Origin of the sequence: Pleurocapsa sp. FMAR1, from assembly GCF_963665995.1 — a bacterium.
GTDB lineage: Bacteria > Cyanobacteriota > Cyanobacteriia > Cyanobacteriales > Xenococcaceae > Waterburya.
Genome location: NZ_OY762512.1, coordinates 3,341,346 through 3,364,968, shown reverse-complemented (window position 1 = coordinate 3,364,968; position 23,623 = coordinate 3,341,346). Strand labels below are relative to the sequence as shown.

General features: G+C 39.0%; 23 protein-coding genes. 14 read left to right on the top strand and 9 right to left on the bottom strand.

Annotated elements, in window-relative coordinates; all coding sequences use genetic code 11:
- Positions 1-30: 30 nt before the first annotated feature.
- Positions 31-891: a fructosamine kinase family protein gene (locus SLP02_RS16380; RefSeq protein ID WP_319421774.1), complete on the bottom strand. Its 861-nt coding sequence runs from the start codon at positions 889-891 to the stop codon at positions 31-33.
- Positions 892-1,057: 166 nt separating this feature from the next.
- Here SLP02_RS16380 and SLP02_RS16375 point away from each other — a divergent pair, with 166 nt between their 5' ends.
- A complete protein-coding gene (locus SLP02_RS16375) occupies positions 1,058-1,930 on the top strand; it encodes an inositol monophosphatase family protein (RefSeq protein WP_319421772.1) in 873 nt (290 codons plus the stop codon).
- Between the two features lie 22 nt (positions 1,931-1,952).
- Here SLP02_RS16375 and SLP02_RS16370 read toward each other — a convergent pair whose 3' ends face one another.
- Together SLP02_RS16370 and lipB are read right to left on the bottom strand one after the other, a co-directional pair.
- Complete coding sequence (locus SLP02_RS16370) at positions 1,953-2,732, bottom strand: HAD family hydrolase (RefSeq protein WP_319421770.1); 780 nt, start codon at positions 2,730-2,732, stop codon at positions 1,953-1,955.
- Entirely contained in the window at positions 2,701-3,387 is a 687-nt protein-coding gene (gene lipB, locus SLP02_RS16365) for a lipoyl(octanoyl) transferase LipB (RefSeq protein WP_319421768.1), read from the bottom strand. Before lipB ends, SLP02_RS16370 begins: the two co-directional genes overlap by 32 nt.
- Positions 3,388-3,908: 521 nt before the next feature.
- On the opposite strand from lipB, the gene hpf reads away from it, so the two are divergent.
- Both hpf and SLP02_RS16355 read left to right on the top strand, forming a co-directional pair.
- A complete protein-coding gene (gene hpf / locus SLP02_RS16360) occupies positions 3,909-4,520 on the top strand; it encodes a ribosome hibernation-promoting factor, HPF/YfiA family (protein ID WP_319421767.1) in 612 nt (203 codons plus the stop codon).
- A 223-nt stretch (positions 4,521-4,743) separates the two neighbouring features.
- Complete coding sequence (locus SLP02_RS16355; protein ID WP_319421765.1) at positions 4,744-5,373, top strand: hypothetical protein; 630 nt, start codon at positions 4,744-4,746, stop codon at positions 5,371-5,373.
- A 117-nt stretch (positions 5,374-5,490) separates the two neighbouring features.
- Here SLP02_RS16355 and SLP02_RS16350 read toward each other — a convergent pair whose 3' ends face one another.
- The 4 genes from SLP02_RS16350 to SLP02_RS16335 all read right to left on the bottom strand — a co-directional run bounded on the left by SLP02_RS16350 (position 5,491) and on the right by SLP02_RS16335 (position 10,678).
- A complete protein-coding gene (locus tag SLP02_RS16350; protein WP_319421763.1) occupies positions 5,491-6,069 on the bottom strand; it encodes a hypothetical protein in 579 nt (192 codons plus the stop codon).
- A gap of 40 nt (positions 6,070-6,109) precedes the next feature.
- Entirely contained in the window at positions 6,110-7,324 is a 1,215-nt protein-coding gene (locus tag SLP02_RS16345) for a type II secretion system F family protein (protein ID WP_319421762.1), read from the bottom strand.
- Between the two features lie 163 nt (positions 7,325-7,487).
- Positions 7,488-8,597: a type IV pilus twitching motility protein PilT gene (locus SLP02_RS16340; RefSeq protein ID WP_319421760.1), complete on the bottom strand. Its 1,110-nt coding sequence runs from the start codon at positions 8,595-8,597 to the stop codon at positions 7,488-7,490.
- 74 nt (positions 8,598-8,671) lie between these two features.
- The gene (locus SLP02_RS16335) at positions 8,672-10,678 is read right to left on the bottom strand and encodes a GspE/PulE family protein (RefSeq protein ID WP_319421759.1); all 2,007 of its coding nucleotides are present in this window, start codon (positions 10,676-10,678) and stop codon (positions 8,672-8,674) included.
- 303 nt (positions 10,679-10,981) lie between these two features.
- On the opposite strand from SLP02_RS16335, the gene grpE reads away from it, so the two are divergent.
- The 10 genes from grpE to SLP02_RS16285 all read left to right on the top strand — a co-directional run bounded on the left by grpE (position 10,982) and on the right by SLP02_RS16285 (position 18,733).
- A complete protein-coding gene (grpE, locus tag SLP02_RS16330) occupies positions 10,982-11,725 on the top strand; it encodes a nucleotide exchange factor GrpE (RefSeq protein ID WP_319421757.1) in 744 nt (247 codons plus the stop codon).
- Between the two features lie 153 nt (positions 11,726-11,878).
- Positions 11,879-13,867 (top strand): molecular chaperone DnaK, encoded by a 1,989-nt coding sequence (gene dnaK, locus SLP02_RS16325; protein ID WP_319421756.1) that lies wholly within the window; start codon positions 11,879-11,881, stop codon positions 13,865-13,867.
- A gap of 116 nt (positions 13,868-13,983) precedes the next feature.
- The gene (gene dnaJ / locus SLP02_RS16320; protein WP_319421755.1) at positions 13,984-15,120 is read left to right on the top strand and encodes a molecular chaperone DnaJ; all 1,137 of its coding nucleotides are present in this window, start codon (positions 13,984-13,986) and stop codon (positions 15,118-15,120) included.
- On the top strand, positions 15,117-15,398 hold the full coding sequence (locus SLP02_RS16315; protein WP_319421754.1) for a sulfurtransferase TusA family protein: 282 nt from the start codon (positions 15,117-15,119) through the stop codon (positions 15,396-15,398). Before dnaJ ends, SLP02_RS16315 begins: the two co-directional genes overlap by 4 nt.
- Positions 15,392-16,522: a small ribosomal subunit biogenesis GTPase RsgA gene (gene rsgA / locus SLP02_RS16310; protein WP_319421753.1), complete on the top strand. Its 1,131-nt coding sequence runs from the start codon at positions 15,392-15,394 to the stop codon at positions 16,520-16,522. Before SLP02_RS16315 ends, rsgA begins: the two co-directional genes overlap by 7 nt.
- Positions 16,523-16,547: 25 nt before the next feature.
- Entirely contained in the window at positions 16,548-16,736 is a 189-nt protein-coding gene (locus SLP02_RS16305; protein ID WP_319421752.1) for a CPXCG motif-containing cysteine-rich protein, read from the top strand.
- Positions 16,737-17,150: 414 nt separating this feature from the next.
- Entirely contained in the window at positions 17,151-18,029 is an 879-nt protein-coding gene (locus SLP02_RS16300) for an iron-containing redox enzyme family protein (RefSeq protein WP_319421751.1), read from the top strand.
- Between the two features lie 107 nt (positions 18,030-18,136).
- On the top strand, positions 18,137-18,283 hold the full coding sequence (locus tag SLP02_RS16295; protein WP_319421750.1) for a hypothetical protein: 147 nt from the start codon (positions 18,137-18,139) through the stop codon (positions 18,281-18,283).
- A 78-nt stretch (positions 18,284-18,361) separates the two neighbouring features.
- On the top strand, positions 18,362-18,508 hold the full coding sequence (locus tag SLP02_RS16290) for a hypothetical protein (protein ID WP_319421749.1): 147 nt from the start codon (positions 18,362-18,364) through the stop codon (positions 18,506-18,508).
- A 78-nt stretch (positions 18,509-18,586) separates the two neighbouring features.
- Positions 18,587-18,733: a hypothetical protein gene (locus SLP02_RS16285; protein ID WP_319421749.1), complete on the top strand. Its 147-nt coding sequence runs from the start codon at positions 18,587-18,589 to the stop codon at positions 18,731-18,733.
- 160 nt (positions 18,734-18,893) lie between these two features.
- Here SLP02_RS16285 and SLP02_RS16280 read toward each other — a convergent pair whose 3' ends face one another.
- Together SLP02_RS16280 and SLP02_RS16275 are read right to left on the bottom strand one after the other, a co-directional pair.
- On the bottom strand, positions 18,894-20,531 hold the full coding sequence (locus SLP02_RS16280; protein ID WP_319421747.1) for a B12-binding domain-containing radical SAM protein: 1,638 nt from the start codon (positions 20,529-20,531) through the stop codon (positions 18,894-18,896).
- A 413-nt stretch (positions 20,532-20,944) separates the two neighbouring features.
- Complete coding sequence (locus SLP02_RS16275; protein WP_413467390.1) at positions 20,945-22,507, bottom strand: MFS transporter; 1,563 nt, start codon at positions 22,505-22,507, stop codon at positions 20,945-20,947.
- A 96-nt stretch (positions 22,508-22,603) separates the two neighbouring features.
- Between SLP02_RS16275 and SLP02_RS16270 the strand changes: the two genes are divergently transcribed.
- Positions 22,604-23,125: a phosphoribosyltransferase gene (locus tag SLP02_RS16270; protein WP_319421744.1), complete on the top strand. Its 522-nt coding sequence runs from the start codon at positions 22,604-22,606 to the stop codon at positions 23,123-23,125.
- Positions 23,126-23,623: the final 498 nt, after the last annotated feature.

The window sequence follows — 23,623 nt, the reverse complement described above, 5'->3', positions numbered from 1 at the left end:
CTAAGTTATTTGGACGCTCATGTCTAGCAATCAAATTATTGTCTCAATAATTCTTTTAGCTTGATTAGCGTATCCACTGCCGAAGAGATTGAAGTGATTCAAGACGTGGTAAAGATTGTAAACACTTTTACGTTGTTGATAACCACTGTCTAATTGCCAAGTCTCATTGTAGCCATGATAAAAAACGGCAGGAAAACCACCAAATAATTCTGTCATGGCAATATCAGTTTCGCGATCGCCATAATATGTGGCAGGATCTATGATTACAGGTGCGCCATCGGCGGTAATTGCAGCATTCCCAGACCAAAGATCTCCATGTACTATAGAGGCTTGAGGCTGCCTATCAGCCAATCTATCCCTAACTGCATCAACAACCCTGTTTGTATCAGGAAAACTTCCGCCACTGCGTTTAGCTAACTTTAACTGATAGCCAATACGCTGTTGGGCAAAAAAGTCTGCCCAGTTAGCCATCCAGGTGTTAATCTGAGGGGTAGAACCAATAGTGTTATTAATTTCAAATCCAAAGTTTTGGTTTGTTCCTTGGCGGTGCATTGCTGCCAACTGACGACCCATTTTTGTCCAGCTTTCATTATTTCCCCTACCCAAATCTAGCCATTGCAGGACAATATAGCTAGAATTATCTGCTAATCCCCAACATACAGGCTGTGGCACAGTAATTGTCTGAGTAGCATACATTTGCTTTAGTCCTAAAGCCTCGGCTGCAAACATTTCTACCTGAGAAGCCTGATTAAGCTTAACGAAATATTCTGTATTATTACCGCTTATTTTATAGCCTTGATTGATACAGCCTCCACTAACCGATTTCGTATTGGCGATCGCAAATTCTTTTCCTGTAGCTTGAGTAATAGCTTGAGTAATCTGTGTCCACATTGGCTTGAAAGTTGAAATTCAACTAAATATTAGATCAATTAATAATTTAGTAAAATTACCATACACCCGAATGTAAATTTGTAATAAGCTAATGAATGATTGTAATTAGCTTAAAAACTTCAACTAACCAAGTTGATTCAAAGATTAATCTAAGCGTAACCTTTATATGTCTTCTCAGCCTTCTCCTCGTGAAATACTCCAGACACTACTACCCCATCTAAGAGTGGCTGCGGGTTATGCAAAGCAGATTCAAGCTAAAATTATTTCTTTACCAGCCAAAGAAACAGGGGATAATTTTTTATCAGCAGCATTAACCGATGCGGATCTTTCAATTCAGACTTTAGTAGAAGTAGCTTTATTAGGAACTTTCCCCGATCTTGCCTTTTATGGTGAGGAATATGAAAAATCTCGTAATACTAAATATTTTACTTCTACAGAATTAGGCAAAAATGATTATTTAATTACCTTAGATCCTATTGATGGCACTCAGTACTATCTCGATGGTTTTGATAATTACCAAATTATTCTAAGTATTTTAAATGCAGAACACTATGAAGCGGTAATTGCTATTTCTCCTGCACAGGATTGTTATTACTATGCTTTTAAAAATCAAGGAGTATACAAAGGCAAGTTAGATCGAGATTTAAATGAATGCCAATTGCTAAAGATCACAAATCCCGCTCAAAGTATTTTATTAGGTTGGGGAATGGCGCACCTCAAACCTGCTTTGCAATCTAAATATGACGTAATCGATATTGAAAACTGCTATTGTAGCGATCGCCAATTACCCAACTATAACGGCATTTTTTCAGGAGATCTAATTGGCTGGATTACTAAACGGGGTAAGTTTATTGATAGTGCTGCACTGGCTTTTATGGCGCAGGAAAACGGCTGTAAGGTAACGGGATTAGATGGTTTACCCTTGCCTCCTTTACACGCCTGTAAAGACTATAGCTATAATGGCGCGATCGTCGCTAATTCCTTAGAACTTCATCAAGATTTATTGGCAGCCTGTCGAAAATTAGGACACGATAATTAACTTCTAATCAATTAATAATAATTTATCTATTTTGACGATGATTGATAATTAATTCTGCTAACTCACAAAAGCCTTCTCCTTCATATTTACTGGTAATATAAGTAGGTAAATACTTTAAGTGATCGCGATACTTCAAAACATTTGCCACCCCAACTGAAACAGGAAACTGTTCTTGATTGAACATAGACTCATCATTAGGACTATCGCCCACAGTCAATATTTCTTCTATTTTTAACTTAGAAAAATACTGCGGGATCACTTTACTCAAGCCAAAAGCCTTATCTTGATGTAGCGATTTTATATGACACTGAATTGTACTATAGGTAAATCCAAAACCTTCGGATTGACATATATACTCTATTTGTTCTAACTGATTTTGACTCAACCCTTCAACATCAAAAGTCCAATCTGTTAAGCGAAAACGATTATCTTGCGACTCTTTTAGCTGAGGAAACTTGCTTTGTAATAACTCAAAGACTCGACTCAACTGTAGACGATGTTCATCAATATCGATTTCGCTCATCAATTGCGGTACTACACTACCCTGCCAGTACAGCAAGCCACCATTTTCGGCGATCGCACCCACGACAGGTAAATAAGTTGCGATCGCCTGAACCCATCCCGCTGAACGTCCTGTAGTAATTAAAACATCTACTCCCGCAGCAGCTAATCTGCTTAAAGTCTTAAATAACTCAGAATCAAACTTTTCTTCTCTAGTTAAAGTACCATCCATATCTGAGGCAACAAGACGGATATCTTCCCAAGTTTTATCAGATAATGGCTTTAAGGGTGGCTGACTCATAATTATGCTCAATTAACTCTACTTGAAATACTTCTGCAAAAGCTTCTGCTACTTTAACTCGAACTTGGTCTACTGTAATATCCGAAATAAACTCCGCCAAACTCCCAACTGGCTTATTAGCAATACCACAAGGAATTATCTGCTCAAAACCACTCATATTAGGACATACGTTTAAGGCAAAACCGTGCATCGTAATCCAGCGACGAACTTTTATGCCAATGGCAGCTACTTTTTTTCCTTCTAACCAAACCCCTGTTAATTCAGGAAGACGATAAGCCTTTAAATCATATTGGGCTAGGGTTTTAATTATTACTTCTTCCAACTGTCTAAGATACCAGTGTAAATCCTGTTGATAATAGCGTAGATTGAGGATTGGATAGCCTACTAACTGATTGGGACAGTGATAGGTAACTTCTCCGCCTCTTTCGGTACGATGAATTTCAAAGTCACTTACTTGCGGATCGAACTTGAGAAAATCAAGAGTAGAACCTGTTCCTAGTGTATAGACGGGAGGGTGTTCTAATAAGATCAAAACATCATTTAAACTCGGATTATTGATTCTTTCAGCTACAAGCGATCGCTGATATGCCCATGCTTGGCTGTATGTAACTAATTTATAGTTATTTAATTGACAATATCTTTTGTTTTGCATCATATCGCTATTGCTATTCAATTTTAACAAATATTAAACAATGTAACAGAACATCAAAACAATTGAAGTTTTTAATGTTTTGCAGGCTACAAAGTGTTAGTATACTCATCATAAAGCTATTAAAAAGAAAGCATTGATTTAAGGAATTGCCAGGAACAAAAAAACTGCAAACTATCCTAAATGTATAATGTTTGAATCAGTAGATTTTCCATCAGCACAAGTTAGATTTAAGCCTAAACCAGTTTAATTAACCTTTGATAATTGTTTAGGAAATCTGTGAAACACAGGACTGTAAGACCATAATAGACGATTCTGTAGTAGTTATACTTAAAGCTTATAGTACCTGAGCCGACCAGAGTTAAATTGAAAAATTCAATTTTAAAAGGTAACTTTAGCTACTAAGTTTTGTAGTTCAAAAATATCATTTTTAGATTGAGCGACTTGTATATCTTACTATTAATTAGTAAGAACGATATATCTACTTTATTATTAGCTTGGCAACTGTATTATATGGAGTAGCAAACATGAAGCTTTTGATCCAAGGAAACAATATTACAGTCACAGAATCAATTCATGATTATGTCGAACAAAAATTAGAAAAGGCGGTTAAACACTTTCAAAATATAACCAGTAAAGTAGATGTTCACTTGTCTGTAGCCCGCAATTCTCGGATCGAAAAAAAACATAAGGCTGAAGTTACGGTATTTGCCAACGGAACAGTAATCCGCGCTCAAGAAGGAAGTGAAAGTCTCTACGCAAGTATAGACATGGTTGCAGATAAAATTGCCCGTCAGTTACGCAAGTATAAAGAAAAGCATTTAGCCAAAAACGCCCATGCTCATGTGCGCCAAGATGAAATAGTAGAAGAAGACGCTGTAATCAAAACAGAGGAATTAGATAGCGATCGCGCCCCAGAATTACCTGCTAAAGTAGTTAGAAGCAAGTATTTTGCCATGCCGCCAATGACTACAGAGGAGGCTTTAGAACACCTACAGCTTGTAGACCATGATTTTTATATGTTCCAAAATAGCGAAACTAAAGAGATCAACGTTATCTACAGTCGCAATCATGGTGGTTATGGCGTAATTCAACCTCGTTCAGATAGCGATGCTCGTCAGGCAGATTATTCACACTAAGCAAGAGATAAGGGATAAAGGATAAGGAAGCTCGTCGCTCTTGTTAAAAGCTTAAAAAACATAAGGTGAGAAGGAAAGATAACTCTCACCTTTTCTTATTGAAAAAAAAGCAAAAAGGTAACAAAACTAAAGTTTAAATTCACAAATAAAGTGCGATCGCGATCACAATATTAATAATATTAAATATGACATTTTGTAGAGGTAAATAATATTACTTTCTATAATGAAAAAACTATATGCTATTTGTTTAATATTTGCTTTAATTGGCTGTTCTGATAACAAAGCTGAACTAAAAAATAGATATCAAGCCTGGAGTGATACTTATTGGGGAATGACAGAACAGCAATTGCTTAATTTTATTGAACTTGACAATACTAGTTCCGAAATAAACAAAGGTGAATGCAATAAAAAATATATTCAAAGCCAAAATTTAGAAAGCTGTCAATCTATATCTTTAGATAATTATAAAATAGGCAATCAACATTATCAAATATCTTTTAGGCTTGAAAATAATCAATTGTCAAATATTTATTTTATGCACAATGAAAGCTCAGAAATTTTAGCAAGTAGCAATAATAATAGTATTGAAGAAATTTTGAGATCTAATAACTTAATGAAGCAGGTTAGCTGGAACGCTTCTATTGAATTATATAAACTTTTAAGCGAAAAATATGGCGAACCGAATAGTAAAAATATAAATAGCGATAAATTTTCAGAATTAAATGCTATATGGGAAAAGGATTACACAATTATTGAGTTAAAAAATTCAGGAATAATGACTTCACTAAGTTACAAGCCTAACAAGACTAATTTTTACTTAGATACCGTGCCAAAGGATCACTATAAACTTTAAGTATTTAAAATGTCAGAACAATCAACAGAAGTACAAATAAGAAACAAACAAGATAAAATATCTCAAGATATTACATGGTTAAGAAAATCATCCATAAATAAAAAATCTTATTCTCTTTCAATCTAGATTAAGAGCATTCTCTTCAATTTCTGACTCTATCGGTAAATCAAGAGATTGGATAACAAAGGGAAAACCAGCACCAGATAAACCTTGTTTAATGCGATCGCTAGTAGCTTCAAAGACAACAAACAGGGGATTAATTTCCTCTGCTGCTTCGCTAAACATATGCTGTTCATTAGGAGGCATCAACCATTCATAGTCCCGATCAAGATAAATCTGAGTTTTGCGCCAGCGATCGATTAAATCAGAAAAATCTTCTTCTGGACGATGAATAAAAACAATAATTTCCGTACCCAACTTAATTTTCCATTCTGGGTCACACATCAAAATAGCCAGATCACAAGGAAGAGATGTAGCAATGCGCGGAGTTTTAGGCTGTAGAGAATTACTGTAATCGATTTCAGGTCGGCGAATGCGGACAACGGGAAGAGGAATAGTAATTAAACTTTGTTCTGAGCGACGAATGCTTGGCAAAGCCTCCAAATAAGGGCGATGTTGCTTGAGTAAAGCGATCGCCCCACTACGGGTGCTATATTCAGCCAGCAAAGTTTCGTAGTCAGATTTTTTAATAGACATATTGCGCCCACAAGCCTTGAAACATATTCGCTCCTTAAAATTAACCCAACTGATCGAAGATGGAAAACATCGGTAAATACATAGATAGCAAAATCGTACCCACCATCAAAGCAATACCCACCATCATAATTGGTTCAATCATACTAGTAAGAGCTTTAACTGCTTGTTCTACCTCATCCTCGTAGAAATCTGCCACTTTCTCCATCATGCCGTCTAATTCACCTGTTTCTTCACCAATACTAATCATCTGAATTGCTAGAGGCGGAAAAACGTTTTCCTTTTGAATTGCCAGAGAAATCATGCCCCCTTGTTGAATATCTGCCTTAGCATTCTGAACCGCATTAATAATTACTTGATTACCAATGGTATTACAAACAATATCAAAACATTGCAAGACGGGAACACCAGAACGAGTCAGAGTACCAAATACACGACAAAAACGAGCTACAGCAATTTTCTGGTTTAAGTCACCAAACAACGGCATTTTTAGCATAAAGCCATCAATTTGCAGACGACCCATTGTGGTTTTGTAATAATTGCGAAGCAAAAAACTAGTGCCGACAAAGGCAACAATGGGAATTACAACCTTCCAGCTACGGAGAATATTACTTATACCTAGCATAATTCTGGTCAGAAGCGGTAATTCTGCCCCTAAACCTTCAAAAATTCCGCCAAACACAGGAATTAGAAAAATAGTCATCCCCAAAAAGGCGATAACGGCAAAAATACCCACCGTAACAGGGTAAGCCATAGCTGACTTAATTTGGTTTTGTAACTTTGCCATGTCTTCTAAAAGTTTAGATAGACGCATCAGGACTTCATCAAGTACCCCACCAGCTTCTCCAGCCTCCACCATATAGACATAGAGATCGTTAAAACATTCAGGGTATTTGCTCATCGACTCAGAAAGACTTATCCCCTGCTGTACCTCTGCACTAATGCCCAAAAGAGCTTTTTTTAATTTGACGTTGGGAGCTTGATCCGAGAGAATACCCAAAGCGCGAACAATTGCTACCCCCGCATTGACCATGACCGAAAACTGGCGGGAGAATACAGCTTTATCTTTAATTGTGACTTTGGCTAAAGCCATTTCCAACGCAGACAGGTCAATTTCCATACCAGATTTATTGATCTTGCCCACGGCAACGTATTTGTTTTTTAATGCTAAACGGGCTTGTTCAGCAGTGGCTGCCTCGATCTTTTCTTTAAAGATTTTCCCCGAATGATCTTTGACTTTGGCTACGAATACAGACATAGATAAATTAATAATTAAATTGCTAATAGAAAAATAGTTGGTTAAATAATTTAGGTCACCTTCCCCGCCGTAAGACGACGAGGTTTGCGTGACCGTTGGTCAGCCTTACTTTGTCTTAAAAATACTTAGCCGACGCTGATTAGATGCCGTGGTTGAGGAGCAATTAATGACGCTTGGCATTTGCTGCCATCCCCATGCCCGCTACAGCACCTGTAAGACGCTGTAGCTCATCGGGTCGAGAACTTTTTGCTATTCCTTCTTCCATACTGACGATGCCTTTTTTAACAAGCTCAGCTAAAGCTTGTTCCATAGTTTGCATCTCCATTTTTGCTCCTGTTTGAATGGCAGAATAGACCATTGCTGCTTTTCCTTCGCGGATTAAATTGGCGATCGCTGGAGTGACGATCATGATTTCCTGTGCCATGACTCTTCCAAACTCGCCAGGCTTAGGACTTTTCTTTTTAACTAGGGTTTGACTAAATACAGCAATTAAGGAGTTAGACAGCATGGCGCGAATTTGTGCCTGTTGACCTGCGGGAAAAACATCAATTATCCGATCGACTGTTCCTGAAGCAGAGTTAGTATGCAGAGTGCCAAATACTAGGTGACCTGTTTCGGCTGCGGAGATTGCCAGAGAAATTGTTTCCAAATCCCGCATCTCTCCTACCAGAATGATGTCTGGATCTTCCCGTAGTGCTGCTTTTAAGGCGTTAGCAAAGCTTTTGGTATCTTCTCCCTTCTGTCGCTGGTGGAATAAGCTTTTAACGTTATCAAAGACATATTCAATCGGGTCTTCTACCGTTAGGATATGCTCACCTCTGGTACGGTTGATTAAATCGAGCATCGCTGCCAGGGTGGTAGTTTTGCCTGAGCCTGTTGGTCCAGTTACCAAGACAAGTCCCCTTGGTCTTTCGGTAGTTCGTCTAATTACATCAGGTAAACCCAACTGATCGAAGTTAGGGATTTTAGAAGATAATGCCCGTAAACAAGCTGCATAAGAGCCTCGCTCTTTGTAAACATTGACCCGAAAACGAGCCAGTCCTTTGACACCGTAAGAACAATCTAATTCCCAGTGCTGCTCCAATTCCTTTCTTTGGTTGTTGTTGAGCATACTAAAAATCAATCTTTGGCACTCTTGAGGATTAAGATTTTCGCCAATAGGGGTTAATTTGCCACTGATCCGAAAATAGACTGGCGCACTAGCCTGAACGTGCATATCTGAGCCACCCATTTCTACCAGTTGCTCCATCAAGTCTTCAATCATTAAATCCATAATTCTTTTCTCCTAAAGTCATAATTTAAAATGCGAACCTTTTCAGACAGAGAATTTATTCTCTGGCTGGCTGGTTATTTGCTAAAGCGAGGGGTCATACAATAAGGACAATCCAACCACTCAGGCTGTAGCTCGGCACTACAGGTACGACAAGTCAGGCTACTTTTTTGCTTGGACTTGCGCTCCGCTTCCACGCTAGAATCGCTAAATGTGACCCGCTCTACTTCTTCGAGGGTGGTTTGACCTTCTTTGACTAGATTTAAGCTGTATGCCAGGATGGTAATCATCCCTTCTTCGATTGCTACTTCTTTAAGGCGATCGGTGTTTGCTCCTTGGTTAATTAAGCTTTCCAATCTTTCGGAATTTTTCATGACTTCGTAAACACCAATTCTGCCCTTATATCCCACCCCAGAACATTTAGGACAGATGCTGCCATTGGCTTTTGCCTTAGACATCTGTTCTACATCCAGCTTATTGGCTTTGAAAAACGTAACTTCCTCTTCTGCGGCTGCGGATAATCCAAATCTAGATAACTCGGCGCGCGTCGGATTATAGGCTATACGACATTCGCTACAGACTTTACGCATTAGTCTTTGAGCTAATACTCCTAGCAATGCTCCAGAGATCATAAATGGCTCTACCCCCATTTCATCGAGACGAGCGATCGCACCAGCAGCATCATTGGTGTGTAGTGTAGTTAATACCAGGTGACCCGTGAGGGCAGCTTCAATCGCCGTTTTAGCGGTTTCTGAGTCTCTAGTCTCACCGACTAAGATAACGTCAGGATCTTGTCTTAAAAAAGCCCGCAGAATTGAGGCAAAGTTCATGCCTTTTTCCCGTATTACCTGTACTTGAGTAATCCCATCTAGGGAGTATTCAATCGGATCTTCAGCAGTACAAATGTTAACGTCAGGACTATTTCTTTCTGCTAAAACGGAGTAAAGACTTGTAGATTTACCCGAACCAGTAGGTCCTGTTACCAGAATTAAACCAAAGGGACGTTTTGCCATGTCCCGAACTATTTCTAAAGTAGGCTCATGAGAAATCAGCTTATCAAGACCTAGCTGAGTAGCTGTGTTATCTAAAATCCTGAGTACTACCTTTTCTCCGTAGCGACTGGGCAAGGTATTAACCCGAAAATCTACTTTTCGACCCTGGAACATACGGCGAATCTTGCCATCCTGGGGCAAGCGTTTTTCGGCAATGTCTAACTCTGCCATAATCTTGAAGCGAGCTACTACCGCAGGAATAATCTTTTTCGGCATCTTATCAAAAGGCTGCTGCAAAACGCTGTCCTTGCGATAACGGATTTTCAGACTTTCTTCTTGGGGTTCGATGTGAATATCAGAAACTCCTTCTTGTAATGCTTTTGCCAGAATTTTATTAACTAGAGTAATGATCGGTGCTGCCTGTGCCTCATTAGCAGCACCCAAATCATCAGCAAGCTCGTCCTCTGCATCTTCCAAATTAAACTCAAAATTGTCTAATTCTAAAGAAACATCAACGTTAACTTCTTTTTTCTTGGCGGTTTCTTTTTTAACCTGCTCGTCTAAAAATTGATCGATTAACTGCTGATAGTCAGCTTGGGTAATAACTAATCGTTTAACATTAATTTTTTTGGGTCGAAGAATACGGTTGAGATCGTCCTGAGCCTCCAAGTTTTCAGGGTCAACCATTGCTACCACGAGTGTCGCTGGTTCTTCTTCTTTTCTGATGGGGATCAATCGATAACGACGGCAAATATCCAAGGAAATTAAAGAATTGATTAATTCCCCCATTTGATTATTGTTAAGCTGGTCTGTTTCTAACTCTAGATCTGCCGACTCTACGCCAAACAAAACCTTGAGTTCAAATAAATGGTGTCTCTTATACTGGCGTAATAAATCTGGTGGTAATTGTTTACCTGTAGATGATTCGAGGATATCTACCAAGGAACGACCAGTTTTGCGACTTTCAGCTAAAGCCTTCTGCATTTCGTTACCATCAATAAATCCTTTTTGAACCAATTGGTTTCCAAAAGGAGATAGATTGTTACGTAAAGCGATCGCCCTAGTTTTTTTAGAAGAGGAAGAATAAGCCATAGAATGTAAAAAGATCTTAGTCACGTTATCTAGTGTTCCCCAAAGTTTTATTAAAATTTCAACTCACCTTGACAAAACATAACTTTGCTAGCTGATTTACAGATTTTTTTAGTTATTACTTTTAAGCTGCGTTATTCTGTTCATAGGGCTTGAGCTAACGTGAATCAAAGAAAATGATCTTAGGTGCGATCGCTTATGAAGCAAAACGATTACTAAGAAGTTCCCTAAATTTCCCTAAAAACTATTAGTTTCCCTAAAGAATGCAATATCCTATATTTTGTATATGGAGAAATAAACATTCCTATGACTGAAGAGCAGAAGCAACCAGAAACAATTAACCAAAACCTTGAAGTAACGATTTCAGACACCCCAGCAGATACTTTCAACGCTGCTCCAGAATCTATTGAGAAAAATTCTGTAGAGTCCACTGTTGAAACTGTAGAGTCTATAGAGGTCAATTTAGAACCAGAAAAACAATTTTCTGAAGAGCAGGCAGAGATATTTGCTGCTTTTCAACAAGAAAATGCCAATCTTAAAAATCTTTTAGATGAGAAAAGCCAACAGGCAGAACTAACAAAAGCGCAATACGCTCGATTAGCTGCTGATTTCGAGAATTTTCGCCGACGAACCATCAATGAAAAAGAAATTTTAGAAATACAGGCAAAAAAAAATGTAATTACTGAGTTACTTCCAGTAGTCGATAATTTTGAACGTGCCAGAACTCAACTTAAGCCAGAAACTGACGGTGAAAAGGCGATTCATACCAGCTATCAAGGCGTTTATAAGACCTTAGTAGAATGCCTCAAAAAAATGGGTGTATCGGCAATGCGTCCTGAAGGAAAAGAATTTGATCCCAATTTTCATGAAGCAATGTTGCGCGAGCAAACCGATGAGTATCCAGAAGGAACTGTTATGGAGCAGTTGATGCGAGGATATGTTCTGGGGGATACAATTTTACGTCATGCCATGGTTAAAGTTGCTGTTCCTAAAGATCCTGTGATAACTTCGGAAGAGAAAAATACAGAAGAACAGGAAAACAACGGCTAAGAAATTTTAGAATACCAAATATTTTAAGTATTTTAAAATTTTAGACGTAGGCTTAGGATAAGTAGCTTCGGCATAGGGAAATGCCGACACTGCTTTCTAATTTGCTGTTAACTTCTGATAACCCTATAGAAAGAAAGTTACTGCCTAAGCACTATGGCAAAAGTTATCGGTATTGACCTTGGAACTACCAACAGTTGCGTTGCTGTGCTTGAAGGAGGAAAGCCTGTAATAATTGCCAACTCAGAAGGTGCGCGAACAACACCGAGTATGGTGGCATTTGCTAAAGGTGACACTCGTTTAGTTGGTCAACTAGCTAAAAGACAATCAGTTACTAATGCTAAAAATACTGTTCACAGTATTAAGCGTTTTATTGGTCGTCGCTGGGAAGATACAGAAGAAGAGCGATCGCGTACTCCATACAAATGTATTTCTGGTCGAGATGGTACTGTTGATGTTCAAATTAACAATCATCAGTATACTCCCCAAGAAATTTCGGCTATGATTTTGCAGAAATTAAAAACAGATGCCGAAAGTTTTCTGGGAGAACCCGTAACTGAGGTAGTTATTACTGTTCCAGCTTACTTTACAGATGCTCAAAGACAGGCAACAAAGGACGCAGGAACTATCGCTGGCTTAGATGTTTTGCGCATTGTTAATGAACCAACGGCAGCAGCATTGGCTTATGGTCTAGATAAACAAGACCGAGAAGAAAACATCTTAGTCTTTGACTTGGGTGGCGGTACTTTTGATGTTTCCATTCTGCAACTGGGAAATGGTGTTTTTGAGGTCAAGGCAACTTCGGGCAACAATCATTTGGGTGGAGATGACTTTGATAATGTTATTGTCCGTTGGATGATCAAAACTTTTTATGCTGAGGAAGAAATTGATCTAAGAACTGACAAAATGGCACTACAGCGAATGCGAGAAGCTGCGGAAAAAGCCAAAATTGAGCTTTCAGTTGCGCCTACAACTTCAATAAATCTGCCATTTATCACGGCAGATGAAACTGGCCCAAAACATATTGAAATGGAGTTGAGTCGGGCGAAATTTGAGGAATTAGCTAAAGATTTAATTCAAAAAACTTTAGATCCTGTTAGGCTGGCACTCAAAGATGCAGATTCAGAGCCTAGTGAGATAGATCGTATTATCCTAGTAGGTGGTTCAACCCGTATTCCCGCTGTACAACAAGCAATTCAAACCATCTTTGAGGGAATGCAGATTGATAGATCTGTCAACCCTGATGAGGCGGTAGCTGCTGGTGCTGCAATTCAAGCAGGAGTGCTAGGTGGAGAAATAGAAGATGTTTTGCTTTTAGACATTACTCCTCTCTCTTTGGGGATTGAAACTTTAGGGGAGGTCTTTACTAAAATTATCGAAAGAAATACCACCGTACCGACAAGCAAATCTCAGGTTTTTTCTACTGCTGCTGATGGTCAAACAAGCGTCGAAATTCATGTGCTTCAGGGTGAAAGAGCCATGGCAAAAGATAATAAAAGCCTTGGTAAATTCTTGCTAACGGGTATTCCTGTTGCTCCGAGAGGAATGCCTCAAATAGAAGTTGCTTTTGAAATTGACGTTAACGGAATTTTGCAGGTTGGGGCGCAAGATAAAGGCACGGGCAAGCAACAAGGTATTACTATTAGCAATACTGGAGGCTTAAGTTCTAATGAAGTTGAACGAATGCGCCTAGAGGCAGATAATTATGCTGAACAAGACCGCCGCAATATTGAGTTGGTCAACTTAAAAAATCAAGCTGAAAATCTTATCTATAACTACGAATCAACTTTAAGCGAACAAGGAGATCTAGTCCGTGATGAATTAAAGGCAAAAATTGCCAGAATTAGCGAAGAATTTAAGATAGCCTGTAATAATCCCAACACAACTATCAAAAATGTCAGCAGTATTTTAGAAAACCTGCGTCAAACTTTATTAGAAGTTGGAACAGATGTCTATCAACAAAAGAATTCTGGTTTAGATGATTCATTCAAATTTGATGATGATGATTTTGCTGATGCTAAAACTGAAATGGGTATTTCACAAGATAATAGCGTCAAGGCAGTAGTTAACGTATCTAATGATGCCAACATTGAAGGCGGTGCTGGTTTAGGTCTTGATGATGATGATTATGAAGCAGTTGACTAAGTAAATTGAGATTGTTTTGCTGGAACAAACAACTCTTAGTAGTAACCGTACTATGTTTTCTAGTGCTGATTTTGCTAAAGTACAATCAACAAACCATAGGAAAAAATTAAGATTTTATGGCAGGGGACTACTATCAAATTCTGGGCGTATCCCAAGATGTAGATAAAGATGAATTAAAGCGTGCTTATCGTCGTCTGGCTCGCCAGTATCATCCCGATGTCAACAAAGAATCGGGAGCAGAGGAAAAGTTCAAAGAAATTAGTCGCGCCTATGAGGTTCTTTCTGAACCTGAAACTCGCGCCAGATACGATCGCTTTGGCGAGGCTGGCGTAGGTGGTGCAGCAGGGGCATCGGGATACGATTACGGTGATATGGGCGGTTTTGCCGATATCTTTGAAACTATCTTTAGTGGATTTGGCGGTGGCGTTGGTACTAGTCCAGGTCAATCTCGTCGTCGTAATGGCCCAGCAAGAGGAGACGATCTACGACTAGACTTAAAGCTGGACTTCCGAGAGGCTGTCTTTGGTGGCGAAAAGCAAATAAAAATTCCTCATCTAGAATCATGTAACACCTGCAACGGTACGGGAGCTAAACCAGGTACAGGCGTTAAAACCTGTGGTACTTGTGGCGGTAGCGGTCAGGTACGTCGTGCAACTCGCACTCCTTTTGGTAGTTTTGCTCAGGTTGCAGCTTGTACTACTTGTAATGGCACAGGACAAGTAATTGAGGAAAAATGTAATACTTGTCATGGTGCAGGTCGGCAACAAGAAACTAAAAAGCTAAAAATTACTATTCCCCCTGGCGTGGACAATGGAACTCGCCTGAGAGTTTCTGGGGAAGGAGACGCTGGAGTTCGTAGCGGTACACCAGGTGACCTATACGTATATTTGTTTGTTGAATCTGACAAAGAGTTTACTAGAGAAGGAATTAACATCAGGTCAGAACTTACCATCAGCTATCTACAGGCAATTTTGGGCTGTAGTTTAAATATAAACACTGTTGATGGCAAAGAAGAATTAATTATTCCAGCAGGAACTCAACCTAATACTGTGCTGACTCTAGAAAATAAAGGCGTACCTAAGCTAGGTAATCCTGTCAGTAGAGGGAATCACTTGATTACAGTCAAGATAGATATTCCAACTAAGCTCAACTCTGAAGAAAGGGAACTATTAGAAAAGCTAGCCACCGTTAGAGGTGAAGCTACAGGTAAAGGTAACAAAGAGGGCTTTTTGGGAGGTTTATTTCAAAAATGAACCCTGTTGACTCTTCAAAAGGTGCGGATAATGCTACCTCCAAAGAGGCTGATGCTCATCTAGATTTGCGCGGTACTCCCTGTCCGATTAATTTTGTGCGAACTAAGCTTCGTTTAGAACAAATGTCCCCTGGTTCTTTATTAGAAGTTTGGCTCGATTCTGGTGAGCCGATTGAACAAGTTCCAGACAGCCTAAAGATGGAAGGCTATCATTTAGAAGCTATTGATGAGCGTCAGGGCTTTTTTTCGTTACTAGTTCGTCGTCCGACAAAATGGTGAAGGATGGAGATTTGAACGGCGCAGTTGAGCTTAAGCTCGATCGCTCAAGCCAGTATATAGATACCGAGCGTCAAATCATTGGCACTGTAGTTGCTGTTCAGGCTAACTTTTACCATGTCAAGCTAGAAAATAATGACATGGCTCGGTTTTTGCTGTGTACCCGTCGGACTCGGCTCAAAAAAATTGGGCAAAAAGTGATGGTTGGCGATCGCATTATCGTCGAGGAACCAGATTGGCAAGATGCTAGAGGAGCGATCTCTCAAGTTATTCCTCGCACCACCGAACTACAGCGTCCTCCTGTTGCCAATGCCCATAGCATTTTACTAGTATTTGCGGTTGAAGAACCTACTTTAGATCCCTGGCAGCTAAGTCGCTTTTTGGTTAAAGCGGAATCTACTGCTTTAAATTTATGCTTATGTCTCAATAAATGCGATTTGATTACCCAGTTGCAGCAGCAACAATGGCAGGAACGTCTTGAGCAATGGGGTTACCAAGCAAACTATATTAGCGTTCAGCAGCAGTCTGGCATCAATGAGTTATTAGAACATTTAAAGGGTATCATTACCGTGGTAGCAGGACCAAGTGGTGTCGGAAAATCAAGCTTAATTGATGCTTTAATCCCCTCTGTTAATCTCAGGATTGGCGAAGTCTCAGGCAAGCTACAGCGAGGTCGTCATACTACCCGCCATGTAGAGTTATTTGAGCTTCCTGGGGGTGGTTTGTTGGCAGATAGCCCAGGCTTCAACCAGCCAGATTTAGACTGCCTTCCCCAAGATTTAGCTCAATATTTCCCCGAAGCCAGAGCTAGACTACATACAAAAAGCTGTCAGTTTAGTGATTGTCTGCACCGAGATGAACCTAACTGTGCAGTTAGAGGAGATTGGGAACGTTATGAATATTATCTTGATTTTTTAGACAAGGCGATCGCTCGTCAAGATATCTTAGATCAACAGCCAGATCGAGAGTCTAGCCTAAAACTAAAGGTCAAAAGAGCAGGAAAAAGCTATTACGAACCAAAATTACAAACTAAGAAATACCGTCGTACCTCGCGCAAGAAGAAACATCAAAATCTACAGGATGTTTACGATCGACAGTTACAAGAAGAAATAGAAGATGAGAATTAACTAGGTGATTATTAATTAGGTCAATATGCAAACTACTTCTGAATATATCTGCGCTTTTTGTGGCGAGTCTAATAGTACTTTCATCGATCTAAGTGCGGGAATGCAGCAATCTTATACCGAAGATTGCCAGGTGTGCTGTCGTCCCAACGTTTTATATATTTATGTTGATGAAGATACTCTAGATGTTCAAATTAACAGCGATTATGAAGAATAAGCTTTAAGTAATTTTATTTAAGTAATTTTTATTAAGTTGACAACTATGTTTTCAAAATAAGGAAAAATACTTAGCTGTAGATGTAAAAATACTGAGATTAACTTTAAATGTTAGTTTATTTCTTGTTTAAAATTAGGTAGACTTTCGGATGCCAATTAGCTGACAAGCACCTAATATTTAGAGCATAAAGTTACAAAGTAAAAAGTTAATCAAACATACGAAATATTATTTCTTGATTGACTTTAAATAAACCAAAAGCTATAAATTGCTCAAAGTTTTTTCTCTGAACAATTTCGTAATTAGCTATGGCTTAGTTTATTTTGTAATTAAAAAAGAAAATGCGGTCAAATATATTCAGTCTGCAAACTAGTAGATTTCACCGCAAATGTTTAACGAATTGTTTTGTGACTCTATATGGCTAATAATCATAACACAGATGCTGCCGATCGAGCAAGAGGTAGCCAGGATCGATCAGATCTTGCCAATGCAGAATGGGTGCAAATTGCCCCAGATAAAGTAGTAGTAGCTACTGCTGAACGTGCTTGGTTATATAAACCTCGTTCTGCTGACGATCGCTTTGCTCAATCAATGAAAGGTGCTGGTAGTTTTGCTACCACTCGGAAGTTATTAGATACGGCGATCGCTGTTGCTAAGTATGCAGTCAAATCTGAACTTAGACCACCTGCGTTAACTACTGTTCGCTGGATTTGGCGATTGGCTGGTGCTTATCACCTGACTTCTTCTGTCCCAGATCTAATGAGAGATGCTGCTAAAAACTTTGCTGCTAATAGGCATTTTGCATTAGAAGAGTGGGCTTTAGAAAAAGCTGAAGAGGAAACAGGTCACGATCGCCTAGCTTTGCTCGATATTCAGTCCTTGGGTTACGATGCTGAGGCTGTGGTTAAGACTCTTGTTCCCCCTGCTGCTGTTGCTTTGATGGATTATTTTACTCGTAGTGCCAAAGATAGCAATCCAATCGATTGTGTGGGCTACACCTACACAATGGAACGTTTATCTTTGGGCATTGAAGAGGATTATATCCAAAAGGTTGAAGCTTTGTTTCCAACTCAGACCAATGCTACTCGCTGTCTGCGCGTACATAGTTCTGTTGGTGCTGATGCTGGACACGCAGTAGAAAATGTCTCACTAGTAGCAGGGCTTACTGCCTCTGAAAGAACTCGTGTGGCAAGAGCTTGTTATGAAACTGCACTTATGTCTTTTAGTCCACCACCTGGAGGCTATATTTCTGATGTTGAGCTTCAGCAAACCCTAGAATTATTAAAGCTTAATTAATTCTATTAGCTGAAAGTTGATTTAAGCCTACCCACAAAATAATTCATCAACCAAGAACAAACAGTTTTTGGTACATATCCACAGCTAAAAATTTACGGAAAATAAATATGAAGACTGCAACAGCTACTCAAATCAAACACGTTGAAAATACTCTAGAAGTTTTGAATCAATTTGGCATCGAAATTGAGCTAGACAATATCTTGGCTCAAGAGTTTGAAGCAGGATTATCTAGTGATATTAGCAACTGCTATTAAATTTTAAGACCTGCATATCACTCGCAAAGATACACTTTATTTCGCTTTTCATTAACTAACAATTCACGGAGAATAATTATGAAGACTGCAACAGCTACTCAAATCAAACACGTTGAAAATACTCTAGAAGTTTTGAACCAATTTGGCATTGAAATTGAGCTAGATAATATTTTGGCTAAAGAGCTTGAAAGAGGATTATCTAGTGATATTAGCAACTGCTATTAAATTTTAAGACCTGCATATCACTCGCAAAGATACACTTTATTTCGCTTTTCATTAACTAACAATTCACGGAGAATAATTATGAAGACTGCAACAGCTACTCAAATCAAACACGTTGAAAATACTCTAGAAGTTTTGAACCAATTTGGCATTGAAATTGAGCTAGATAATATTTTGGCTAAAGAGCTTGAAAGAGGATTATCTAGTGATATTAGCAACTGCTATTAAATTTTAAGGCTTGAAGTCACTTAGAGAAATGCACTTTTTTCGCTTTTCTTTTATTTATAGGTGACGCTTGTTAAAGGCTAAAAAATACTACCTCATTGAGTTTATTTTCAAGTACAAATAAACTTGATGAGGTAAAGTTTTACTTCTTCCAAAATTTTCTTTAGTTAAATTGTTCTGATAAAGTAGATTTACTCGCGATCGCCATTGCCTCATCCAAATGTTTAACTAGTGTTTTCTGAGGTAATGCGCCTTGGATATGCTGCCAGGGAAGAATTTGCTTATCTGAATCCCAACGATCGTGAACATAGTAATCCAAGGTAGGTATTTGCCCTCGCAGTTGTTTAAAGGCTCGTTTGTAGCTGCCTACGGAGTCACCATATTCTCTGGTTAATTGCAGCAGCTTTCCTAAACGGCGATCTCCACGAGAAATTAAAGCCTGAATTACTGACCAATTATAGCTTTCAGGACGAAAATCAATACCCTGCTGGCGCAGATTTTTCTCTAGATATTTAAGTCTTTTCTTGGCTTGGGGATTGACTCCAAACCATTGAAAGGGAGTGTGAGATTTTGGTACAAAGGTGCTGCATCCTAAAGTTAAGCGTAAACCAGGAACAGCTTTTTTAATTGCCGACATCATAGACACAGTTGCTTCTACATCAGCCATATTTTCTCCTGGAATACCAACCATTCCGTAAAGCTTAAGGGCTTTTAAGCCTCCTGCTTTGGCGTTAATAGCTGCTTGAATGATTTCGTCATTAGTAAGTTTTTTATTGACGATCTGTCTAACTTTTTCTGAACCACTTTCTACAGCAATGGTAATTGAACGAGTATCACGGTTTGCTAAGGTAGCAGCCAGCTTTTCTGTAACGGTGTTGGTACGCACTGAAGCAATACTAAGACGCACATCTTCATATTGAGGCTGAGACAAATAATCTAAGATGGCGGCAAATTCTGGATGCTGGGTTACAGATGCGCCTAGTAAACCCAAACGCTTAGTAACTTTCAAACCTTTTTCAATAGCAGGAATTAAAGAGTCATTTAAAGATGCCGTGCGAAATGGCAAAGTTAAATAGCTAGCCAAACAGAAGCGACACATTTCAGGACAACTGCGGACAACTTCCACCATGTAAATATTCTCCCAGGCTGCCTTTTCCGTAACTACGGTAGAAGCTGAGAGAGTATTGCCACGATAGGTTTGTTTTTCAACTGCTGCGGGAATGTCAGGATCGATAGGTGCGATCGCGCTTATTTCGCCTTCAGGACTATGATAAGTTACTTCATATAAGCTGGGAATATAAACTCCAGGAACTTGGGCTAAATGCTTAAGCTTAGTCAAGCGGTCTGCGTTTCTTACCTGTTGATAAGCATCAATAAAGCTATCGAGTAAATTCTCTCCATCTCCTAGCAAAATTACATCAAAGAAATCGGCAAAGGGTTCAGGATTAGCGGTTAAAACAGTTCCCCCTCCGAATACTAAAGGATGCTCGTCTTGTCTATCAATGCTCTCAAGGGGAATATCTAAAGACTCTAATAGATTAAAAATATTAACATAGTCTAGTTCCCAGGATACTGAAAAACCAAGTAATTCAGGATTTCTGGGTAGGGTTTCACTCAGGTCGGTAAACAAGCGGCTGACATCAACATCAGAACGCATTGCCAGAGTCGCCCAAACGATTTGAAAACCCAAACTAGTAATACCAATGGTATATTCATTAGGAAAAGCAAAAATAGCGGGAATGGCGTTGGTTTCTGGAGTTGCAGGAGTAAATAACAGACGTTCTTGTTGAAATACAGTCACAGATTATTAATTAGTTGGCTTTAGTTGTAGCTGAAATATGCACCTATTTTAATTATCTATCCCTTTAGGGTCAGGTTGCAGAAATTCTCAGTATTTTTAAAAATTACAATCTCCTCTTATAGCTATTTAACCATCTCATACTAAATCTGATTGATAAGGTACTCTTTCCTTGAAATCGCTATCATTCTCCTGACCTCTGACCTCTGACCTCTGACCTCTGACCTCTGACCTCTGACCTCTGACCTCTGACCTCTGACCTCTGACCTCTGACCTCTGACCTCTAACCTCTGACCTCTGACCTCTGACCTCTGACCTCTAACCTCTGACCTCTGACCTCTAACCTCTGACCTCTGACCTCTGACCCTACAATATTTTTAAGTGATGTATCTAAATAGGATTTAGTAAAATTGTTTTTAACTATTTTTTTTGGCTTTTAACTGCATCCGAATATCGGCGTGAACTTCTTTGGTAATCGGATAGAAATAGGTCAAAACTAAACCAATAATTAGAAACACTGTAGGCAAAGGCGCGATCGCAATCCGAATAGCCAACAAAGCACTATCTGGCTGCACAGGAATAGCTTCTCCTGGTATTCGGGCAACAAAACCAGAGAATTCTAAAGCTTGTCCGACTAAAAATAATGCTAAGGCTAAACCAAGCTTTTGCAGCAGTACCATGAAACTGTAAAAAACTCCTTCCCTTCTTTGTCCCGTATTTAGTTCATCTAAATCCACCACATCGGGAATCATTGACCAAGGAATAAGATAAGCCACAGAGACACCAAAACCAGCCATGATAGCTAATATATAAAGCTCTCCAGTTTGACCAGGCTGAATCAAGAATAAGCCTGCTTGAGCAACAATCCAAACAACCATCCCTAGATAATAAACAGCTTTTTTACCTAGTTTTTCGCTCACAAACTTCCAGAAAAACAACATGACTAAGGCTGTTCCCTGTACGGCGATCGCAAATGCAGGAAAAGCAGCCTCATCCATTCCCATCCAACTGACAACATAGTAAATCAGAATTGAAGCCGTTAGCTGCACTCCCAACCAAGAACATAAGTAGATGCCAATTACATATAAAAATGCTTTATTGGCAAATGCCACCTTTAATTGTTCTCGAATCGGAACACTGGGAACACTATTAGCCAAGTTTCTTGCTTCAACTGCTTCACGACTATTTAAATGAGATTCAGTCTTAGCTAAAATTAGGGTTATGCCAAAACCAATAAACTGTAAACCAAATAAAATACTGGCAATGCCTAGAACGCTAATTCCTGTCGTACTATTAGCTATTTGGCTGACACCATAAGCTATTCCTAATGCCCCAACCGCAGTTAAAATAAAGCCGAGTATTTTTTTTCCTTGCTGTTGCAAAAGCGGTGCTGCGCCTCGTTCTTGAATCCGAAAGGTACACCAAAATAAGGCAACTATCGAGATTAAACTAGAAACTCCTCCCAAAATTAGATATTGTTGCTTGGGATCGTTAGAATAAACTTTAAAAATAACCGTCGCTAAAATTAAAGATAAAATACTCCCACCAATGGAAAAAGCAAAGCGGAAACTATTTAAATTGGTTCGTTCATCATAGTCTTGAGTTAGTTCGGGAGTTAGTGCCGTATAGGGTAAATTAACTGCCGTATAAGCTATATTAAACAGCGTTGCTACGACTACATAATAGACAAACAGTCCCCAATTATTGACGTTAGGATCTTCGCTAAATGTAGGTACAATCCATTGAAGAAAAAAGAAAATTCCAAAGGGAATTGCCCCAAATAGCATCCAGGGTATACGCCTTCCCCATCTGGTACGAGTGCGATCGCTCAAAATTCCAGCAATGGGATCATTAATCGCATCTCCAACCTTACCGATGGCTAAAATGCTTCCTGCTAAACCCGCAGGTAATCCCGCCACATTAGTAAAAAAATATAACAGAAAAAATACTAAAATATTAGCCGTGATGGCTGGTCCCATATCTCCAGAACCATATGCCAGCTTGGTAGTGAAGTTAAGCTTTTCTCGATCTATTGACTTCTCGCTGATGTCCAATTATTTTAAATTCCTATTTTTATGACAGATTTACACATTACATGGTCAGAATATCATCATAAAATCGAAACTCTAGCTGTCAAGATCCATCAGTCAGATTGGCAGTTTAATCAAATTGTGTGTTTGGCAAAAGGTGGTTTAAGAGTGGGAGATATTCTTTGTCGGCTATATGACCAACCATTAGCTATTCTCTCTACTGCTTCTTATGGGGGAGAAAATAATCAACAGCGTGGTCAAATTAAGTTTTCTGAACATCTGGCGACGATTCAACCTTTAGATAATCGCATTTTACTGGTAGATGATTTGGTTGACTCTGGGGTCAGTTTAGCCGAATCTTTAAACTGGCTTCAGACAAATTACGGTGCCAACATAGCAGAAATTCGCACTGCTGTAATTTGGTACAAAAGTACGTCGATAAAAATACCCGATTATTATGTTGACTATCTTCCTGATAATCCTTGGATTCATCAACCTTTTGAAAAGTACGAACAAACCAACATTATTAGTCTTGCTGCTCAGTTCAATAAAGTTAAGATAAAGTAAGTACGCTGAATTAGGGAAAAGATTATCAAAACTTTAAAATAAATAAGCCAAATTAGTTGAAAAAACTAGTATATTTACAGAAGACAAGAAGTTGAGTTTGCAATTAACCTATATTTTAGATACAAAGGCTTAAATTGCTTGTTAAAAAAAAATTAGGAGCGTTGTCAGCCAAACAACACCCCTAATACCAACCATATAGAACCGTTAAGCAATATTTGAGCCGAGTCGTAAATCGCTATAAGAGTTACTAGTGTCAGCTAGAACTCTTGCTGTTAAATGGGTCTATAACATTATCTATTTTACGCCGCTCTCCAAACTTTTTCATTCTCCTGAAAAGTCATAAAGACATTTAGGGGTTTGAACTATAGACAGCCACGAAGGTTTGGCTAATGTTAAGTTTTTTAAACTTTTGCCTCAAGATTTTCCACGAAGCTATAAAAAAAATTTAGGGGTGTCGTCAGCCAAACAACGGCCCTAACATTATTCTTATAGAACTGT

Bases quoted from the DNA above. Each gene is read 5' to 3' on its own strand.
- SLP02_RS16380 (WP_319421774.1), bottom strand. From the start codon at position 891: ATGTGGACACAGATTACTCAAGCTATTACTCAAGCTACAGGAAAAGAA.
- SLP02_RS16375 (WP_319421772.1), top strand. From the start codon at position 1,058: ATGTCTTCTCAGCCTTCTCCTCGTGAAATACTCCAGACACTACTACCC.
- SLP02_RS16370 (WP_319421770.1), bottom strand. From the start codon at position 2,732: ATGAGTCAGCCACCCTTAAAGCCATTATCTGATAAAACTTGGGAAGAT.
- lipB (WP_319421768.1), bottom strand. From the start codon at position 3,387: ATGATGCAAAACAAAAGATATTGTCAATTAAATAACTATAAATTAGTT.
- hpf (WP_319421767.1), top strand. From the start codon at position 3,909: ATGAAGCTTTTGATCCAAGGAAACAATATTACAGTCACAGAATCAATT.
- SLP02_RS16355 (WP_319421765.1), top strand. From the start codon at position 4,744: ATGAAAAAACTATATGCTATTTGTTTAATATTTGCTTTAATTGGCTGT.
- SLP02_RS16350 (WP_319421763.1), bottom strand. From the start codon at position 6,069: ATGTCTATTAAAAAATCTGACTACGAAACTTTGCTGGCTGAATATAGC.
- SLP02_RS16345 (WP_319421762.1), bottom strand. From the start codon at position 7,324: ATGTCTGTATTCGTAGCCAAAGTCAAAGATCATTCGGGGAAAATCTTT.
- SLP02_RS16340 (WP_319421760.1), bottom strand. From the start codon at position 8,597: ATGGATTTAATGATTGAAGACTTGATGGAGCAACTGGTAGAAATGGGT.
- SLP02_RS16335 (WP_319421759.1), bottom strand. From the start codon at position 10,678: ATGGCTTATTCTTCCTCTTCTAAAAAAACTAGGGCGATCGCTTTACGT.
- grpE (WP_319421757.1), top strand. From the start codon at position 10,982: ATGACTGAAGAGCAGAAGCAACCAGAAACAATTAACCAAAACCTTGAA.
- dnaK (WP_319421756.1), top strand. From the start codon at position 11,879: ATGGCAAAAGTTATCGGTATTGACCTTGGAACTACCAACAGTTGCGTT.
- dnaJ (WP_319421755.1), top strand. From the start codon at position 13,984: ATGGCAGGGGACTACTATCAAATTCTGGGCGTATCCCAAGATGTAGAT.
- SLP02_RS16315 (WP_319421754.1), top strand. From the start codon at position 15,117: ATGAACCCTGTTGACTCTTCAAAAGGTGCGGATAATGCTACCTCCAAA.
- rsgA (WP_319421753.1), top strand. From the start codon at position 15,392: ATGGTGAAGGATGGAGATTTGAACGGCGCAGTTGAGCTTAAGCTCGAT.
- SLP02_RS16305 (WP_319421752.1), top strand. From the start codon at position 16,548: ATGCAAACTACTTCTGAATATATCTGCGCTTTTTGTGGCGAGTCTAAT.
- SLP02_RS16300 (WP_319421751.1), top strand. From the start codon at position 17,151: ATGGCTAATAATCATAACACAGATGCTGCCGATCGAGCAAGAGGTAGC.
- SLP02_RS16295 (WP_319421750.1), top strand. From the start codon at position 18,137: ATGAAGACTGCAACAGCTACTCAAATCAAACACGTTGAAAATACTCTA.
- SLP02_RS16290 (WP_319421749.1), top strand. From the start codon at position 18,362: ATGAAGACTGCAACAGCTACTCAAATCAAACACGTTGAAAATACTCTA.
- SLP02_RS16285 (WP_319421749.1), top strand. From the start codon at position 18,587: ATGAAGACTGCAACAGCTACTCAAATCAAACACGTTGAAAATACTCTA.
- SLP02_RS16275 (WP_413467390.1), bottom strand. From the start codon at position 22,507: ATGGGACCAGCCATCACGGCTAATATTTTAGTATTTTTTCTGTTATAT.
- SLP02_RS16270 (WP_319421744.1), top strand. From the start codon at position 22,604: ATGACAGATTTACACATTACATGGTCAGAATATCATCATAAAATCGAA.